The sequence below is a fragment of the Cupriavidus sp. GW821-FHT07C08 genome (assembly GCF_059419025.1).
The window spans coordinates 72047-90139 of the sequence record NZ_JBWKQZ010000013.1 but is presented as its reverse complement, the minus strand read 5'-3'; the positions used below and the strand labels follow the sequence as shown (position 1 = coordinate 90139).

Annotated in this window: 16 protein-coding genes; 7 read left to right on the top strand and 9 right to left on the bottom strand. The window is 67.6% G+C overall.

The genetic code is table 11. The features are described 5' to 3' along the window. Window position 1 precedes the first annotated feature (1 nt). Window positions 2-1489: an efflux transporter outer membrane subunit gene (locus tag AC07UK_RS17940; protein WP_035817944.1), complete on the top strand. Its 1488-nt coding sequence runs from the start codon at window positions 2-4 to the stop codon at window positions 1487-1489. Window positions 1490-1558: 69 nt separating this feature from the next. Here the strand turns inward: AC07UK_RS17940 and AC07UK_RS17935 are convergent, their stop codons facing one another. The 7 genes from AC07UK_RS17935 to AC07UK_RS17905 all read right to left on the bottom strand — a co-directional run bounded on the left by AC07UK_RS17935 (window position 1559) and on the right by AC07UK_RS17905 (window position 9961). Beyond that, window positions 1559-2398 (bottom strand): OmpW/AlkL family protein, encoded by an 840-nt coding sequence (locus AC07UK_RS17935; protein WP_494686567.1) that lies wholly within the window; start codon window positions 2396-2398, stop codon window positions 1559-1561. 87 nt (window positions 2399-2485) lie between these two features. Beyond that, a complete protein-coding gene (locus AC07UK_RS17930; protein ID WP_494686568.1) occupies window positions 2486-3766 on the bottom strand; it encodes a DUF2957 domain-containing protein in 1281 nt (426 codons plus the stop codon). A gap of 38 nt (window positions 3767-3804) precedes the next feature. Continuing rightward, window positions 3805-5157, bottom strand: coding sequence for a DUF2957 domain-containing protein (locus AC07UK_RS17925; protein WP_494686569.1), 1353 nt, complete (start codon window positions 5155-5157; stop codon window positions 3805-3807). Between the two features lie 248 nt (window positions 5158-5405). Then, window positions 5406-6302 carry a DUF1571 domain-containing protein gene (locus AC07UK_RS17920; protein WP_494686570.1) on the bottom strand — a complete coding sequence of 299 codons (897 nt, stop codon included), beginning with the start codon at window positions 6300-6302 and terminating at the stop codon, window positions 5406-5408. A gap of 206 nt (window positions 6303-6508) precedes the next feature. Next, window positions 6509-7483 (bottom strand): TetR/AcrR family transcriptional regulator, encoded by a 975-nt coding sequence (locus AC07UK_RS17915; RefSeq protein ID WP_494686571.1) that lies wholly within the window; start codon window positions 7481-7483, stop codon window positions 6509-6511. A gap of 268 nt (window positions 7484-7751) precedes the next feature. Then, window positions 7752-9347 carry a GMC family oxidoreductase gene (locus AC07UK_RS17910; protein WP_494686572.1) on the bottom strand — a complete coding sequence of 532 codons (1596 nt, stop codon included), beginning with the start codon at window positions 9345-9347 and terminating at the stop codon, window positions 7752-7754. An 8-nt stretch (window positions 9348-9355) separates the two neighbouring features. After that, window positions 9356-9961 carry a hypothetical protein gene (locus AC07UK_RS17905; RefSeq protein WP_494686573.1) on the bottom strand — a complete coding sequence of 202 codons (606 nt, stop codon included), beginning with the start codon at window positions 9959-9961 and terminating at the stop codon, window positions 9356-9358. A 114-nt stretch (window positions 9962-10075) separates the two neighbouring features. On the opposite strand from AC07UK_RS17905, the gene AC07UK_RS17900 reads away from it, so the two are divergent. The 6 genes from AC07UK_RS17900 (at window position 10076) to AC07UK_RS17875 (ending at window position 15977) form a co-directional block, all read left to right on the top strand. Continuing rightward, window positions 10076-11149: an AraC family transcriptional regulator gene (locus tag AC07UK_RS17900; RefSeq protein WP_494686574.1), complete on the top strand. Its 1074-nt coding sequence runs from the start codon at window positions 10076-10078 to the stop codon at window positions 11147-11149. A 258-nt stretch (window positions 11150-11407) separates the two neighbouring features. After that, window positions 11408-12982, top strand: coding sequence for a flavin-containing monooxygenase (locus tag AC07UK_RS17895; RefSeq protein ID WP_494686575.1), 1575 nt, complete (start codon window positions 11408-11410; stop codon window positions 12980-12982). Between the two features lie 61 nt (window positions 12983-13043). Next, the gene (locus tag AC07UK_RS17890; RefSeq protein ID WP_436223019.1) at window positions 13044-13934 is read left to right on the top strand and encodes an SDR family NAD(P)-dependent oxidoreductase; all 891 of its coding nucleotides are present in this window, start codon (window positions 13044-13046) and stop codon (window positions 13932-13934) included. Continuing rightward, a complete protein-coding gene (locus AC07UK_RS17885) occupies window positions 13931-14893 on the top strand; it encodes an alpha/beta fold hydrolase (RefSeq protein ID WP_494686576.1) in 963 nt (320 codons plus the stop codon). Before AC07UK_RS17890 ends, AC07UK_RS17885 begins: the two co-directional genes overlap by 4 nt. A gap of 47 nt (window positions 14894-14940) precedes the next feature. After that, window positions 14941-15816, top strand: coding sequence for a metal-dependent hydrolase (locus AC07UK_RS17880; RefSeq protein ID WP_494686577.1), 876 nt, complete (start codon window positions 14941-14943; stop codon window positions 15814-15816). After that, window positions 15813-15977, top strand: coding sequence for a rubredoxin (locus AC07UK_RS17875; protein WP_035817912.1), 165 nt, complete (start codon window positions 15813-15815; stop codon window positions 15975-15977). Before AC07UK_RS17880 ends, AC07UK_RS17875 begins: the two co-directional genes overlap by 4 nt. 106 nt (window positions 15978-16083) lie before the next feature. Here AC07UK_RS17875 and yidC read toward each other — a convergent pair whose 3' ends face one another. Next, window positions 16084-17754, bottom strand: a complete 1671-nt coding sequence (gene yidC / locus AC07UK_RS17870) for a membrane protein insertase YidC (RefSeq protein ID WP_436223022.1) — start codon at window positions 17752-17754, stop codon at window positions 16084-16086. A 21-nt stretch (window positions 17755-17775) separates the two neighbouring features. Next, the gene (gene yidD, locus AC07UK_RS17865) at window positions 17776-18087 is read right to left on the bottom strand and encodes a membrane protein insertion efficiency factor YidD (RefSeq protein ID WP_013958492.1); all 312 of its coding nucleotides are present in this window, start codon (window positions 18085-18087) and stop codon (window positions 17776-17778) included. Window positions 18088-18093 lie beyond the last annotated feature (6 nt).

The window sequence follows — 18093 nt, the reverse complement described above, 5'->3', positions numbered from 1 at the left end:
CATGACCAAGACACTGACCACACTGCTGCTGGTGGCCGGCGTGCTGACGGGGTGCACGCTCGCGCCCCACTATGATCGCCCTGCCCCGCCGGTGGCAGACAGCTTCCCGGTGGCGCCCGAGGGCTATGCCACCGCCGAGGCCAAGAGCGGCGAGACCCGCCGCGCTGTCGACATCGGCTGGCGCGAGTTCTTCCGCGACCCGCGCCTGCAGTCGCTGATCGCGACCTCGCTGGAAAACAACCGCGACCTGCGCACCGCCGCGCTGCGCATCGAGGAAGCGCGCGCGCAGTACCAGGTGCAGCGCGCCGACCTGCTGCCGACGGTGAACGCGAATGCTGGCTATACCCGTGCCAGCACCAACGCTGCCACGGGGGTATCGGTTCTGGGCCAGCCTGCGGTATCGCAAGTCTACTCGGCCAGCCTCGGCATCTCGTCCTACGAGCTGGACTTCTTCGGCCGCGTGCGCAGCCTGTCGAACGCGGCGCTGGCGCAGTACTTCTCCACCGAAGAGGCGCATCGTTCGGCGTATATCTCGCTGGTGTCGGAAGTGGCCAAGGCCTACCTGTCCGAGCGTTCCTTCGCCGAGCAATACGAGATTGCACGGGACACACTCAAGGCGCGCGAGAGCACCTATGGGCTCGCCAAGCAGCGCTTCGATGTCGGCGCCACGTCCGCCCTGGACCTGCGCGACAACGAGTCGCTGGTGGCCCAGGCGCGTGTCGCCGCCGCGCAGCTCGCACGCCAGCGCGCGCAGGCGCAGAACGCGCTCGAAGTGCTGGTGGGCAAGCCCATCGGCAGCATCGAGAACCTGCCCGAGCCGATGCGCCTGTCCGACGAGCGCATCATCAGCGATATTCCCGCGGGCCTGCCTTCGGACCTGCTGGAGCAACGCCCGGACATCCGCCAGGCCGAACAGCAGTTGCTGTCGGCCAACGCGAATATCGGCGCGGCACGCGCGGCGTTCTTCCCGCGCATCACGCTGACCACCAGCATTGGCACGATCAGCCCGACGTTCTCGAACCTGTTCGATGCCGGCACCAAGGCGTGGTCGTTCGCGCCGCAACTGACGCTGCCGATCTTCGACTATGGCCGCAACAAGTCCAACCTGGACCTGGCCAATGTGCGCAAGAACATCCAGGTGGCCAACTACGAGAAGACCATCCAGACGGCCTTCGCGGAAGTGGCCGATGCGCTGGTGGCGCGCGGCACGCTGGAAGACCAGGTGGCCGGCCAGGAAGAAGTGCGCAATGCCGAAGCCGCGCGCTACGAACTGGCGCGCGTGCGCTTCCGCAGCGGGATTGCCAGCTACCTGGACGAGCTTGATGCGCAGCGCCAGCTGTTCACCGCCGAGCAGGCGCTAATCCAGGCGCGGCAACTGCGGCTGAACAACGCGATCGACCTGTACCGGTCGCTGGGCGGTGGCTTGCAGGAGAGCAGTCCGGTGGCACAGCAGGGAACGCCTGCGCAACAGGGGACGGTGACGCAGTAAGGGTTGCCGCTTGCCGTTGCAGCAATAAAAAACGACGCGCTCAGGCGCGTCGTTTTTTTTCTTTCAGCGTCAGAACTTGTACGACGCCGCCAAAAAGAACACCAGCGGATTCGGCTCCAGCTTGGTCTTCGACGTCGACAACACCGTCCCGTCGGACGCCTTGATCGTCATCGACGACGTCGATTTCAGCGGGATATAAGTCACCGCCGCCGTCACGCCCCAATGCTCGTCAAAGTTATAGGTGCCGCCGATATTGAACACCGGCGCCCATGACGACGACGCATCCGCACTCACCGACGTCGGCCCCGGGATGCCCGCCCCCGCCGCCAGGATCGCGCCGAGGTTGTTGTTGACCGAACTCGCAAACGCCGGATTGACCTCGATGTTGGTAAAGAAGTTGTACGACACCCCCAGCCCCAGGAACGGGCGGAAACGCGTGCCCGGATCCAGGAAGTGGTACTGCACCATCGCCGCCGGGCTCCACTGCCGCGCCTTGGTGATGATGGGGTTCAGCGCGGGGTCGCCCAGGCTCTGGCGGCCGAGCGCGCCGGCCGGGCCCGGCGGAATCAGTTCGCCGTGGCCGTAGAGCTTGAACTCCGGCGGGATGCCGCCAACCGCGGTGACCGCGATATGGTCGGTGACGAAGTGGCTGAAGGTCAGCCCCAGCGTGTTGGCATTGGACGACGAGAGGCTGCTGCCCGGCGCGGTGAAGCTGGACGGCAGGCCCAGCGGGTAGTTGATCGGCACGTCGAGCAAGGTGGTGGTCAGCGGGCCGCTCTGGCCATGGGTCTGGATATAGAACCAGCCGGCGGATACCACGTTGTCGCCCTTCTTCTGGGCATGGGCAGGCAGGGCGAAGCTGGCCAGCGCGGCCAGCATCAGCGTGAGCGTGAGGCGTATGGTTTCCATCTTGTGTCCCCCGGCAGTGGATGTCTCTGTTTGGTCGAGTCGTGGTGCAGTGGCCCGGGCTGCGATGGCCCGGGCCTGGTAGCGTGCTTACTGCACGAATGCGCCGACGGTGAAGTACGGGCCGCTGTCGCGCTGTTCCAGGAAGCCGAACACGCCGCCGGTGAACATCAGCTTGCCGGTCGGCGCCGAACCCGCGGGCGCCTCGCGCCGCGAGGTGCGGACCACGCCCGGCACCTGCTGCGAGTAGTCCAGCCGGTAGGGAATCGCCAGCGACGCATCGGACGGCCGGAACGGATCCATCATGGTTGCGGCGGCTCCGACCAGCGCGGTCACGCGGTAGTTGAAGTTGCTGTCGACGCCGACGTATTCGCCGTTGACCGCGCCCTCGGTGACCGCCACCGCCGGCGCCATCATGCCGATGCCGATCTCGTCATCGGCACCAAGCGGGCCGTTGGCGAGCGAGTCATTGGCATAGCCCACGCGGATCATGACCGGCACCAGCTGGCCGCGCAGCTTGCCCACGATCAGGTAGGCCTTGCCCAGCGTGTTGCCCAGCGTGGGCGGCTGGCTCTCGGCCTTGTAGTTGGTCGACAGCAGCGCGCCATTGGCCTGCGGCACGAAGTTGTTGCCCTTGCGCTCGCAGGTGTTGGTGGCGTTGTCGCAGACGGTGAATGAACCGTCCGCGGCCAGCGCCATGCGGTAATCCTGCGCCACTGTCTTGAACTGCTTGGACGGCACCTCGTGGAAGCCCGTGCCGTTGTATTGCCCGGCGATCTTCGACAGGTCGGTCTCCGTCTGCGCGAAGCCGATGAACTGGAAGTACGGGAAGGTGGTGTCCGGCACCGCGCCGGCGCCCAGCACGCCGTTGAACTGGATGCGCGCGCCGGGGATGGTGCCGCCCACCACGCCTTCGCCGACGAAGAGCTTGGCCGGGCGGTTCGGATCGAGGCTGGCCCCGGTCAGCTCGAACGCGCACTGGTTGAGCTTCTCGGTCGGCAACCCCGTCTCTGCCTTCAGCGCGCCGCGCATCACGTTCTGCCCGTTGGTAGGGTCGCTGCGCGTGGGCTGCACGGTGCCGGTCTGGCGCGGCACGGAAGAATCCAGGAAGGTCACCTGCCAGGTCTTTTTGGTGGTGTCGATCTGCACCTTCACCAGCTCGCCGGAGCCGGTGCCGCCGGTGAAGGTGGTGCTGTAGTCGAGCGATGCCGGGCACAGCCGCGTCTGCACCGCGGCCGGCGTGGACGGCGCGTCATCGCCGCCGCCGCCGCCACACGCGGCGAGCATGGCAGTGGCGGCTACGGCCAGCGCACGCGCCGGCACCGTGGATGGGCGCGAGGCCCGCGGCAGGATCATTCGATTGGGTTGCATGGCGTTGTCTCCTCGGTCTTGTGTCTTCTTTGGTGGACTCAGGGTGCTGCCAGCACGCCGACGCGGAAGGTCGGGCTGGCGCTGCCGGTGCCAGACAGGTGGCTGAACACGCGCCCGCTGGCGATCAGCGCACCGGTGGTGCCGCTGTTGTCGGTGGTGGCGATCATGCCCGGTGCGTTCTGCGTGAAGTCGAGCTGGAAGGCGCCGGTCTGGTTCATCGTCATCGGGTCCAGCAGCTCCACGCGCGCGCCCTTGACCAGCGAGGCGGTGTAGACAAAATCGCTGCCCGAGCCGATATAGCCGCCGTCAAGCTGGCCGCTGGCCAGCGACTTCGCCGGCGCCATCAGTGCGAGCCCCGATTCGTCGTCGACATTGACCGTCAGCGGCAGCAGCGAGATCTGCGCGTAGCCGGTGCGCACCAGCAGTGGCACCAGCGCACCGTTGAGCTTGCCCACCACCATCAGCCCCTTGGCGCGGCTGGCGTTGTTGTTGGTGATGGCCGCACTCTGGAACGACGGGTAACGGCGACTGCCATCGGCATTGCTGCTTTCAAAGGCACCGTCGGCGCTGCGCAGCTTCCAGCTGTTGCCAGTGCTGAGGCAGCTGCCGGCCGCGACGGTGCAGCTGCCGTCGGCATTCAGCGTCTCGGTGGTCTGCGCGGTCGCAGGCGTGAAGTGGCTCGACGAAGTCAGCGAGCCGCCGGACGGCACCTGGTGGTAGCCCAGCAGGTTGTAGCTGCCGGCCACCCTGGTGAAGTCGGTCTCGGTCTGCGCGAATGCCAGCACCGGGTAGAACGGGAAAGTGGTGGCCGGGATCGCGCCCAGCCCGAGCACGCCCGGATAGGAGATGGTGGCACCCGGGATGCCGCCGCCGGCAACGCCGTTGCCCAGGAAGATCACCGGCGGCTTGGCGCTGTCGATATTGGCCTGCGAGGTGCCGTCAGACGCCGTCGCTGTCTGCAGCGCGACCGCGCAGCGGTTCTGCTCGGCGGTCGGCAGCGAGGTCATGTTGGCGAAGGTGCCGGTAAAGGTCACGCCCGCGCGCGTCGGGCTGACGCTGCCGGGTTGCTTGGGCACCGGCGACTCGATGATCTCCAGCTGGTAGGTGCGGGCTGCGGTGTCGAAGCGCAGCTTCACCAGTTCGCCCGCGCCGGAGCCGCCGGTGAAGGTGGTGCTGTAGTCCAGTGCCGCCGGGCACAACGACCCCGGCGGGCCGCCGATGGTGACCGGTCCCTGCGTGGGGCACGTGCCCGTGTTCGCGCATTGCGGCGGCGCCTGCGTGCTGGCGCGCGGCGCCTCTTCATCGCCGCCGCCACCGCAGCCGGCCAGCACCGCGGCAAGGCTCACCCCTGTCAAAACCAAAGTGCTGCGTCGAAGCATCGACATGGTCATTGCCTGTCTCCTGATTTTTTTGGCGACCCCTGGTTCTGGATCTGGTGTCCGGCTCTGCGGCTGGATCCCTCCCGGGTGCGGCGACTCTCGCCGCTCGCGTGTTTTTGCGTCAATAGAGCGGCCGTTCCAAACAGGCGCGCCTGGCGTGCATGCCGCATGTGGCTGTGGAATGCGGGTGTTGCACGGATTGCGCGGCAGGCGGCGCGGCCAGCGATTCAAACGCACGGTGCGCGCCGCTTTGCCACATTTCAGAAGCGATAGTCAGGATTGGCCGGATCGAATGCCGAGGCCTCGAAGGTCTTGCGCACCAGCTTGTCGAACACGATCTTCTCGACCATGTTGCCGTCGGCATCCCAGGCGGTTTCCACACGGATATACGGATGCTTCAGGTCCAGCATCAGCTGCACCTTCTTGGCGTAGTACTGCGGCGCGCCGGCCGGCAGGTCCCAGGTCAGCGCCACCATGCGCACGCCCTGCTCCTGCACGATCTCGGCCTTGCTGTATTTCTCGGACAGGCCGGCGGCACGCAGGGACTTCGCGTCGCGCTCCAGCATCGACAGCACGAACTGGAAGCCCAGGTCGCGCACGGTGTGGTTGGACTGCGAACGCGCCAGCGTGCCGTCCAGTCCGATCCACATCGAGGTGAAGCCCAGCACGCCGCCCAGGTGGCCGTACATCTCGTCCTTGCGGCGGGTTTCGTCGTAGATGATTTCCTGGCCCGACTGCGCGCCGCCGGGCAACCACTTCGCATAGAGCTGGCGCGGCTGATGGCGGTAGCGGATCTGCATCCTCGCGGGCTGGTCCTGCCACTGGTTGTTGAGCCGTTCCTGGCGCGACATCCAGTACTCGTACTCGGGATAGCGGTTCATCTCGGCGCGGGCCCATTTCAGCAGCGCATCGGGCTGCAGCGCCTGGAACACGGCCAGCACCTGCTCATCGGACAGCCGCGCGAGTTCGCCGCTGGCGACCTGGCGCGAGAACAGTGCGGCTTGCTGTGCGGATGTCTGGCCGTCATAGCCCGTGCCCGCAACGGCGGTGGTGGTGGCCGTCTGGGCCATGGCCACGGGGGGCATGGCCAGTGGCGCAGCCAGCAGTCCGATGACGGCACCGGCGACGGCGGCAAGGTAAAGCGGTTGGATCGACATGGCAGCTTCCTCCTCAAGATGTCCGCCAGGGGCGGAGCGCGGGCAGCGCAGGCGCGAACGGGGCCACCGCCGCGCCCTTGGAAAATCCGATGAGGCGCACGGGGTCCGCGGGGCCTGTGCGTGGCCTCGCTGGGTGGATCGACGGTTCAGGTTTTGCGTGAGGGCGGTGGCGCCGGCCCGGCGGTAACCGGGCGCGGCGCGCGCCGCTATGTCCTGGTGCGCATTCGCATCCAGTCATCCAGCGGGTTGCTGGGGAAGCTCACGGTTTGCTCGCGCGCGCGGACCGGCATGCTGGTCACGGCTGAGCGTTTGGTGCCCTCATTGCGCACGGTGCGTGCGCTGATGCGGGCCTTGCCGAGGGCGGCGGCGGTCTGGCTGGCCGCATCGCCCATGGTTGCCGTCATCGCGGCGCAACTGGCACTCAGTTCATCGGCAGACTGCGCTGCGGCCAGCCTGCTGGCGCGCTGCTCGGCCTGCTGCTGCTCGCCGAGCTCGAACACTGACTGCAGGGCCGAGAACTCATCCGCGCTGGGGTGCGCCACGTTCAGCACGGCTTCCACCATGGCGGTGAGCTGGGCCAGCACGTGCGCATCGCTCATCTGCCGGCCCTGCGTGAACACCGGCAGCAGGCTGGTGAGCTCTTCGCCGGCCAGCACGCCGGCCAGCGCCTTGAGCGCAAACTGCAGGCGCCAGCCGAGCTCATGCCGCGGCAGCCCCGGAATGGCGCGCGAGAAGGCGTCGAAGAAGCGCCCGTACACCGGAGCGTAGTGCTCCAGCAGGTATTGCTGGATAAACGGTGAGGTATCCGAATACACGCGCCCGAGCAGCCGCAGGAACGATGGCCCGCCCACCGACGGGTCGCGTGCCATCTGCAGCGCGGGCACGAACAGCGCACCCATCACGTGCTCGCAGCGGATGCTGTTGCCGGGCCAGCGCGCTTCGCATGCATCTAGCAGCGCCAGGCGCCGCGCGTTGAGCGGATCCAGCCGCCGGCTCAGCACGGCGTGCATCATGATGTCTTTGCTGCGGAAGTGGTAGTTCACGGCGGCCAGGTTGACGATGGCGCGCGACGTGACCTGCCTGAGCGAGGTGGCTTCATAGCCGACCTCGGTAAACAACTTTTCCGTGGCGTCGAGAATCCGGGCCTTGGTGTCTCCTGCCGAGCTTTTGCCGGTCTTCATGGGGGCGTCTCTCTTCGTTGCTGCCTTAAACCCCTTAGCAATTTGCTACGCTGTTCCGCTCCCTGCTCTGACGGCATACGGATGCTTGAAACAGCTGTACGAAGCCTATCCACCACTTCGAGCGTTTCACAAGACCTGAATTGGAGTGGGCATTCTAATTGCGCCACTGGTGTGGGGAATCGCACAACAATGTCGCCCGCCGCCTGCATGGAGCAGGCATGCCGGATGCCTGCAATGCAGGACATTGCAGGCTTGCGCGGCCAATACCTCATGACGTGAGGCTCCGTGCCAGCGCATCCGCATTCTGTGCCGTCAGCGCGAACACTGACAATTGGGGATTGGCCCCCACGCTGGTCGGGAACACCGAGCCGTCGAACACCGACAGGTTGGCCAGCTGGTGGTGGTTGCCATGGCTGTCCACCACGCCGCCGCGCGCATCGTCGCTCATGCCGCAGCCGCCCATCAGGTGCGCGGTGAACAGCGCGGTGCGGAACGGCTTGAGCGGCAGTTGCGCGATGGCGTCACGCGCCTCCGGCCAGCTGCGGTACTCGGCGGCGTCCAGGTGGGCGGGCCGCACGCGCTCCGCACCGGCGGCGAACTGCGCCTGCGCCATGCTCAGCCACGCGCGCCGCACGCCGTCCCAGGCGTAGTCGCTCATCTGATAGTCCAGCAGCGGGCTGCCGTCGGCCGCCAGCCGCACGCGCCCGCCCGCGCTCTCTGGCACGAAGCCGTCGCGCAGCAGTGCCAGCATGGCGTTGGTATGGGGCAGTTGCGCCATGTCGCGGCGCAGCGCCTCGCCCACGCCGTTGACCACGCCCGCGCTGATGCCGGGGAACAGCGGCGGCACCTCCAGCTTGTAGCCCATCGGTCCGGTCGCGCCATCCTTCCACTGGAAGTGGTCGGAAGCGATCGACTGCGGTGCGCCATAATAGGGATCAATGCGCTCCGGCATTTTTGCAATGCTGATATTCACCGGATGGATAAATGTGCGCAATCCCAGCCGCTCATGCGGGTCCGGCACGCGCGAGCGCAGCAGCAGCGCCGGCGTGTTGATGGCGCCGCCGGCGGCGATGAAGTGTTTGGCCCGCACGATCACGCCGACGCCGGTGGGCGTATAGCCGTCCGCGCCCAGCGCCTCGCCGGTGACCGACTGCACGCGCTTGCCGTCATGGTCCAGCGTGCGCACGCGCACGCGGTGTACCAGCGTCGCGCCGCTGGCCAGTGCCGCGGGAATGGTCGACACCAGCATCGACTGCTTGGCATTGACCGGGCAGCCCAGCCCGCAATAGCCGGAGTTCCAGCAGCCCTTCACATTGCGCGGGATCACGTGCCATTCCCAGCCCAGCGTTTCGCAGCCGCGCTTGAGCACGTCGTTGTTGGGATTGGGCGCCATCGCCCATGGCGCGATGCCCAGGCGCTCTTCCACCTGCTTGAACCACGGCGCCATGTCGGCCTCGCTGTGGCCGGTGACGGCGTGATGCGTGGCCCAGTGCGCCAGCGTCTGCGGCGGCGTGCGGAAGCTCGACGACCAGTTGACCGTGGTGCTGCCGCCGACGGAGCGCCCCTGCAGGATGGCGATGGCGCCGTCGGCCGTGGTGCGGGCCGCGGCCTCCTGGTACAGCTCGCGATAGGCGCGGTTCTCGTCCATGTCGCGGAAGTTGTCCGAGGTGCGCAGCGCGCCCTCTTCCAGCAGCACCACGCGCAGGCCCGCGCGGCTGAGCGCCTCGGCGCTGATGCCGCCGCCCGCGCCGCTGCCGACGATGACGACGTCGGCATCCAGCGTGCGCGTGGTGGTGAAGGTGGCAGCGTCCAGCACCTTCCAGCCGGCGGCGATGCCGGCGTCGTAGAGATTGTCGATGGCCATGTCGGGGATCAGGCGTGCAGCGCCTTGTAGACGGCCGCGTTCGGGCCGGGATAGCCGCTGCCCGCCCACGCGGCCGGCAACACGTAGTAGCTCACGCTGATGAGCTTGACCAGCACCACCGCGCCGGCATTGAGCGTGGCCAGGCGGCTGGCGCGCCAGCGCGCCAGGAAGGCCTGCACCTGCGCCGGCGTGGCCGCGCTCCAGTCCTGGCGGATGCCGGTCAGCGCCCAGCGCAGCGGCATGCTGGCAAGCAGGCCGAACAGCTTGCGCAGCTCGGCTTGCGCCCCCGCGCCCATCGCGGCGCAGGTCGCGTCGATATTGCGCAGCGCGTCCTGCTCCAGGGTCGCGCGCCGCGGCGGCGGGGCTTCGGCCAGCTCGGTGACGATGGCCGGCAGCAGCGCGCGCAACATCGCCACGTCTTCCGGTCGCAGCCAGGTCATGCCGGCCTGCGGCGCGGAATTGGCCGACGAGCAGCCGGCCAGCGACGGCACCAGCGTGGTACAGGCCAGCGCGGCCGAGAAGCCGAGGCCGACTTTCAGGAAGCCGCGCCGCGTCAGCGCGTGCAGCGCCTCGGCATCGGCATCCGCACGGCGGTGTGGATAGTTGGGGGGCATGTTGTCTCCTTGCGTCGGTCTCTTGTATTCAGGCGGGGCAGGCCCGCATTGACGCTACCCGGAGTATGGATAAAGATCGGTGCCCGGTCTTGATCCCGCACGACAGGTGATTTGATGCCACGCGCCAACCAGCCCGACGGCGGTGCCAGTGGTACGCAAGCGGGCACCGCATTGGGCACCGTCTCGCTCGCCTACCTCCGCGCCGTGCTCGACCACGGCGCGCGCCAGGGCATTGCCCCGGCCGAACAGCTGCGCGCCGTCGGCGTGCCGCCCGAGCTGCTGCACGCCACCGGTGCGCAGACTGCCACGCGCATTCCCGGCGCCGCCTACCTGGCCCTGCTCGACTGGCTGGAGCAGGTCACCGGCGATCCCGATGTCGGCCTGCGCGCCGGCGCCGCCTTCGCGCCGCGCCACTATGCCGAGATGGGCTACGTGGTGCTGACCACGCCCACCGTGCGCGACGCCATCCTGCAAGGCATCCGCTATGAGGTGCTGGCCAACGATATCGGCGGCACCCGCCTGATTGAAACGCCGCAGGCCGCCTGCATGACCTGGGAAGCCCGCCATGGCCCGCTGTCGCGCCATGCGCATGAGCTGCACATGGCAACCTGGGTAGTATTCGCGCGCTGGCTGATCGGTGAGCAGCACGTGGCCACGCAGGTGGAATTCCCGCATCCCGCGCCGGCTGACACCCGCCTGCATGCCGAGGTGTTCGGCTGCCCCGTGGTCTTCAACGCCGCGCGCCATGCCATGCATATCGAACGGGCCTTGCTGGACCTGCCGTCGCTGCAGGCCGACGCGGGCATGCAGGCGCAGATGACGCGCATCGCCGATACCCAGCTGCAGCAGATCGTGCCGGCCGGGGCCGACGCCTTGGCGCAGGCGCGTGCCTATATCAGCGGGCGGCTGCCGCAGGGCGAACTGCCGATTGCCGACGTGGCCGCGCACCTGGGCATGCCTGTGCGCACCCTGCAGCGGCGGCTGCAGGCGCAGGGCATCAGTTATTCACAACTTGTGGATAACGTGCGGCGCGCGCTGGCGGAACAGTATCTTGCCGATCCCGGCATCAGCCTGGCGCAGTGCGCGATGCGGCTCGGCTATTCCGAGCAGAGTGCCTTCACCCACGCCTTCAAGCGCTGGACCGGTGAAACGCCACACGGCTGGCGGCGCAAGGGACAGGCCGCCTAGCGCCTGAATGTTGCGGCCACGCCTTCGTGATCCGCGAAGCCTGAAAAAAATCTCCCGGTTTCAAACGCAGGACTGAATTCCACAGCACAAGCGCCTGCAGGGTGGCATCGCCTTGTTTCATGTGCGCCAAACGCCGCTGGAAATCCCCAAAAATTAGAACGATCCTTCAACTCACGGCATTGACCACCTGCCCTGCGCTTCCTACGATGACATCCATCAATGTCACAATAAACACTGTAATAACGGTGAGGAGCGCCCATGAATGCACCCGCGGAGCTGCCGCAGCAGGCATCCCCTGCCCTTGAGCACACAGACATTGCCATCATCGGCAGTGGCTTTGCCGGCCTCGGCATGGCGATACGGCTGCGCGAGCGCGGCGAGCGCAACTTCCTGATCTTCGAGAAAGCCGGCTCCGTCGGCGGCACCTGGCGCGACAACCATTACCCGGGCTGCGCCTGCGATGTGCAGTCGCACCTGTATTCCTTTTCATTCGCGCCGAACCCGGACTGGTCGCGCATGTTCTCGACCCAGCCGGAGATCCGCGCCTACCTGGAAGGCTGCACCGACCGCTTCGGCCTGCGCCCGCACCTGCGGCTGCACCATGAACTGCGCCACGCCGCCTGGGACGAGGCCGCGCAGGTGTGGCGCCTGGAGATGGCCGACGGCAAGGTGGTGCGGGCACGCGTGCTGGTCTCCGGCATGGGCGGGCTGAGCCGGCCTTCGACCCCCAATATCCCGGGGCTGGACTCGTTCGAGGGCGAATGCTTTCACTCCCAGCACTGGAACCACGCCTATGCGCTCGCCGGCAAGCGCGTGGCCGTGATCGGCACCGGCGCCAGCGCAATCCAGTTCGTGCCGCAGATCGCGCCGCAGGTGGCGCAGCTGGACCTGTACCAGCGCACCCCGCCGTGGATCATGCCCAAGCCGGACCGCGAGGTCAGCGCGACCGAGCGCTGGCTGTTCCGCCGCCTGCCGTTCACGCAGACGCTGGTGCGCACCGGCATCTACTGGATGCTGGAATCGCGCGTGCTGGGCTTTGTGCTGCATCCGAAGATCATGAAGGTGGTGGAGCGCGTTGCGCGCCGCCATCTGGCCAGGCAGGTGCGCGACCCCGCCTTGCGCGCAACGCTGACGCCGGACTACACCATCGGCTGCAAGCGCGTGCTGATCTCCAACGACTACTACCCGGCGCTGACGCGCGACAACGTGGACGTGGTCACCACCGGCATCGCCCGCGTGGAGCGCGACGCGGTGGTGCTGCGCGACGGCACCCGCCGGCCCGCCGACTGCATCATCCTGGGCACCGGCTTCCATGCCACCGATCCGCTGCCGCGCGGCGTGATCTCCGGCCTTGACGGCGTGGACCTGGTCGATGCCTGGCGCGACGGCGCGCAGGCCTACCTGGGCACCACCGTGGCGGGCTTCCCCAACCTGTTCTTCGTGGTCGGCCCCAATACCGGCCTGGGCCACAGCTCGATGGTGTTCATGATCGAGTCGCAGGTGGCCTACATCGCGGACGCCCTGCAGCAGATGCGCCGCGAAGGCGTGCAGGCGGTGGACGTGCGCGAGCCGGTGCAGCGCCGCTTCAACGAACGGCTGCAGGCGCGGCTGGGCCATGCGATCTGGTCCGCAGGCGGCTGCGCCAGCTGGTACATCGACCCGCGCAGCGGCCGCAACACCACGCTGTGGCCGGGCTTCACCTGGCAGTTCCGCCGCGCCACGGCCAGCTTCCGCATGACCGACTACGACCTGTACCCGGTGCGGCGCGCATTGCCGGACGAGGCCGCAATGCAGCCCGGGTCGGCCGATATCGCCACGGTCGCCGGTGCCTGACGCACACGCATTCCCCCCGATTCACCCCCAAAAGAACGACATCACCGGAAGGAGACCGGACATGAAGGACTTCCGCAACAAGGTTGCCGCCATCACCGGCGCCGGCTCGGGCATCGGCCGCGCGCTGGCGGTGGCGCTGGCACGGCAGGGCTGCCACCTGGCGCTGTCAGACCGCAACGAGGCCGGGCTGGCGCAGACCGTGGCCCAGGCCATCGCCGCCGCACCGCAGGCCCGCATCACGCAGCACACCGTGGACGTGGCCGACCGCGCCGCGGTCTACGCGTGGGCCGCCGCGGCCGCCGAGGCGCATGGCCGCATCAACCTGATCTTCAACAACGCCGGCGTGGCGCTGTCCAGCACCGTCGAGGGCATGAGCTACGACGACCTGGAATGGATCATGGGCATCAACTTCTGGGGCGTGGTGTACGGCACCAAGGCCTTCCTGCCATACCTGAAGGCCAGCGGCGACGGCCACGTGGTCAACACGTCGAGCATCTTCGGCATCTTTGCCCAGCCCGGCATGGGCGCCTACAACGCCAGCAAGTACGCGGTGCGCGGCTTCACCGAATCGCTGCGGCAGGAGCTGGACCTGATGGACTGCGGCGTGTCGGCCACCACCGTGCACCCGGGCGGCATCAAGACCAATATCGCCCAGGCCAGCCGCGTGTCATCCAGCGTCAACGGCTTCCTGGTGCGCGACGCGCAGCACGGCAAGGATGAGTTCGAGAAATTCTTCATCACCTCGCCCGACAAGGCCGCGCGCGTGATCCTGGAAGGCGTGCGCCGCGATCGCCGGCGCGTGCTGATCGGACCCGACGCCTACGCCGCCGATGCCATGGCGCGGCTGCTGCCGGCTGCCTACCAGTCGCTGGTGGTGCGCGAGACGCGCCGCAAGCGCGATCTGGGCCCCGCTGCGGCACCGGTCTCGATCGGCCAGGGAGAGCGCCCGTGAACCGGCTTGCGATCGAACAGGATGCTGCGCTGCTGGCGCCACCGGGGGCGCTGACGCGCTGGTTCGGGCAAGGCCGCGTCGGGTTGTTCAGCCTGTCGCGCGCCACGCTGGCGCAGCGCCATGCGCTGCCGGCCTCGCGCTGGGTGCGCGTGCTGGATGCGATGGTGCACTACACCGACGAAGGCCCCGCCGACGGCGAGATCCTGGTGCTGATCCACGGCTTCGGCGCTTCGCTGCATACGTGGCAAGGGATCGTGCCGGCGCTGGCGCAGCGCTATCGCGTGCTGCGGCTGGACCTCGCCCCGTTCGGGCTGACCGGGCCGCTGCGCGATGCGCGCGGCCGCATCGAAACCATGGACGTGCACCGCTACCGCGAATTCATCGATGCCTTCCTGGCCGCGGTGAACGTGCGCCGCGCCAGCATCATCGGCAACTCGCTGGGCGGGCTGATCGCGTGGGACTTGGCGGTGCGCCGGCCCGATGCGGTCGACAAGCTGGTGCTGATCGACGCCGCCGGCTTCCCGATGCGGCTGCCGATCTACATCGACCTGTTCCGCCATGCGCCGGTGCGCTGGTCGGCACCGTGGATGCTGCCCGAGTTCATCATCCGCGCCGCCACGCGCGACGTCTATGGCGATGCCTCGCGCGTGCCGGAGTCCACCTTCCGCCGCTACGTCGATTTCTTCTACGCCCAAGGCAGCCGCGAGGCCGTCGGCAAGATGGTGCCCAAGCTCGACTTTGCCCAGCTTGACACCCACCTGCTCGGCAGCGTGCGCGCGCCCACGCTGGTGCTGTGGGGCGAGCGCGACCGCTGGATCCCGCCCGCGCACGCGCAGGCCTTCGCCGAGCGCATCCCCGGCGCGCAGCTGCGCCGCTATGCGGGGCTCGGCCACGTGCCGATGGAAGAAGACCCGCAACGCGTGGCCGCAGACCTGCTGCCGTTCCTGGCAGCCCAATGAATTCCCACCGGCGCAACACGCGCCGGCCTTCACCCAAGGAGACCGCCATGATGCCAGTCCGCCGCGACGTGCATCCCCACCTGCCGCCAGAACGCATCAGCGACTGGCACGAACGGGGCCGTCACGTCACCCATTTCATCAACGCGCTGTCGATCTTCTTCCCCGCCGGGGAGCGCTTCTTCATGGACAGCGTGCGCAACTACCGCGACCAGGTGAAAGACCCCGAACTGAGCCGCGCCATCGCCGGCTTTATCGGCCAGGAAGCGATGCACACGCGCGAGCACATCCTCTACAACCGGCTGATGGAAGACGCCGGCCTGCCCGCCGCGGCGCTGGACCGCACGGTGTGGAAGCTGCTGGACGTGCTGCGCAAGATCCTGCCCAAGTCCTGGCAGCTGGCCCACACCATCGCGCTGGAGCACTACACCGCGATGCTGGCCGGCGGCCTGCTGCAGGACCAGCGCCACATGGGCGCGGCCTCTGAGACCGGCTACCGGCAGGTGTGGACCTGGCACGCGCTGGAAGAAACCGAGCACAAGGCCGTGGCCTACGATGTCTGGAACACGGTGATGAAGCCCGGCCCCTACCGCTACTTCCTGCGCACCTTCACCATGCTGACCACCACCGTGACGTTCTGGGCCATGGTGTTTGTGTTCCACATCGCGCTGGTGATGGGCGACAAGGGCTGCCGCAACAAGCTGACCGGGTTTGGCAGCGTGCTGCGCTTCCTGTGGGCCTCGCCCGCCGTGCTGCCCAAGATGATCCCGGAATGGCTCAGCTACTTCCGCCCGGGCTTCCATCCGTGGGACGACGACAACCGCGCCGAGCTGGCGCGCATCGCCCCGCTGGTCGAAGAGATCGAAGACACCGCGCGCGCCGCCGGCGTCTCTACCCGTGCGCCCTCGCTGCGGGGGGCCGCATGACCATCTGGCAGTGCCGTATCTGTGGATTCGTTTATGAAGAAGCGCTCGGCATGCCCGAGCACGGGATCGCGCCCGGCACACCGTGGGGCGCGGTCCCGCTGGAGTGGAGCTGCCCGGACTGCGGCATGGCGAAAGCGGATTTCGACATGGTTGCGCTATAGGCGGGCGGCGATCAACGAGGGGTGATGGCTGTCAGCGCCCCGATCCATCAAACAAAAAGCCCGGCATCACTGCCGGGCTTTTCGCTTACCGCAACCTGCAACAGCTTCAGCTCTTGGCCACCACCACCGCCTTGCCCTTGCCGAGCATGCGGTTGATCTGCCATTGCTGCGCAATCGACAGAATGTTGTTCACCACCCAGTACAGCACCAGGCCGGCCGGGAAGAAGAAGAACATCACCGAGAACACCAGCGGCATGATCATCATGACCTTGGCCTGCACGGGGTCCGGCGGGGTCGGGTTCAGCTTGGTCTGCACGAACATCGACACGGCCATCACGATCGGCAGGATGTAGAACGGATCCGGCACCGACAGGTCATGGATCCAGCCCAGCCACGGCGCGCCGCGCATTTCCACCGACGACAGCAGCACCCAGTACAGCGCAATGAACACCGGGATCTGGATCACGATGGGCAGGCAGCCGCCGAGCGGGTTGACCTTCTCGGTCTTGTACAGCCCCATCATCTCCTGGTTCATCTTCTGCGGGTCGTTCTTGTAACGCTCGCGGATCGACGTCATGCGCGGCTGCAGGTCCTTCATCTTGCCCATGGACTTGTAGCTTGCCGCCGACAGCGGGAAGAACACCAGCTTGATCAGCACCGTCAGCGCGATGATCGACCAGCCCCAGTTGCCCAGGAAGCCGTGCAGCTTCTCCAGCAGCCAGAACAGCGGCTTGGCCAGGATGGTGAGCCAGCCATAGTCCTTCACCAGCTCCAGGCCCGGGGCGATCTTCTCGAGCATGTGCTCTTCCTGCGGGCCGGCGAACAGGCGCGCATCGGTCGTCACCGTGGCGCCCGGGGCCACTTCACCCAGCGGCTGCTGCACGCCCACGCGGTACAGGTTCGGGTCGATCTGCTGGACGTAGAAGCTGTGCTCCTTGCCGGTCTGCGGGATCCAGGCCGAGGCAAAGTAGTGCTGCACCATCGCCACCCAGCCATTGTTGGCTGCGGCCGGCACGCTGGCCTTGCCCTTGGCCACGTCTTCAAAGCTGATCTTGTGGTATTTGTCGGCGTCGCTGTAGATGGCCGGGCCGGTGAAGGTGCTGTAGAACTGCGACTGCTCGACCTTGCTGCCGTCGCGCGCCAGTTCCAGGTACAGCGTCGGCGAGACCGGCGCGGCACCCGCGTTGGTCACCGCGAACTTGGTGTCGACCACATAGGTGCCCTTGTGGAACACATAGGTCTTGACCAGCTTCACGCCGTTCTTCTCAGCGGTCAGCGCCACTTCCAGCTGCTCGGCGCCATCCAGCGTGCGCGGGCCCGGGGCGGCGGTGAACACCGTGGTGTGGTTGGGCAGGTCGCCGCCGATCAGGCCCGAGCGTGCCATGTAGGTGCGCACGTTGTCGCGCTCGAACAGCACCACCGGCTTGCCGTCCTTCTCATGCTCCTTGAGCAGCTCCAGGCGCGACACGATGCCGCCGGCGGTGTCGATCTCGGCGCGCACCGTGTCGGTGGTCACCACGATCTTCTCGCCGGCGGGCTGGGCCGCGGCCTGCGGAGCGGCCGGGGCAGCAGCGGTACCCGCTGCGCCTGGCGCCACGTTGGCCTTGGGCACGTCGCCCTGGGCGGCAGCGCCGCTGGCGGCGGGCGCCGAAGCGGCCTGTTGCGTCGTGCTCGGGAAGAACATCGACGCATGGCCTTGGGAGCGCTGCCAGTTGTCGTAGAGCAGCACGAGGGCCATCGAGAAGATGACCCAGAGGATGGTGCGTTTGATATCCATGTCTGGCTGTGGTCGGAGAAATCAGGGTCTGGGCAGACGGATCGCAACAGGCGCATGGCCTGCGGCGGCATGGACGGAACGGCCCGCGTGGGTGTCCGGCCTGGCAGTGTCGTCAGCTTGCGTGCCCGGCACGGGATCATACCCGCCTTGGGCGAAAGGATGGCAGCGGCACAGCCGGCAGGCGGCCATCCAGCTGCCGCGCGCGGCGCCGTAATGGATGACGGCGTCGCGGGCGTAGTCGGAACAGGTCGGCAGGAAGCGGCACTGCGAGCCCAGGTAAGGACTCAGGGCGATCTTGTAGATACGCAACAGGGCTAGCAGGATTCGCTTCATGGCAGG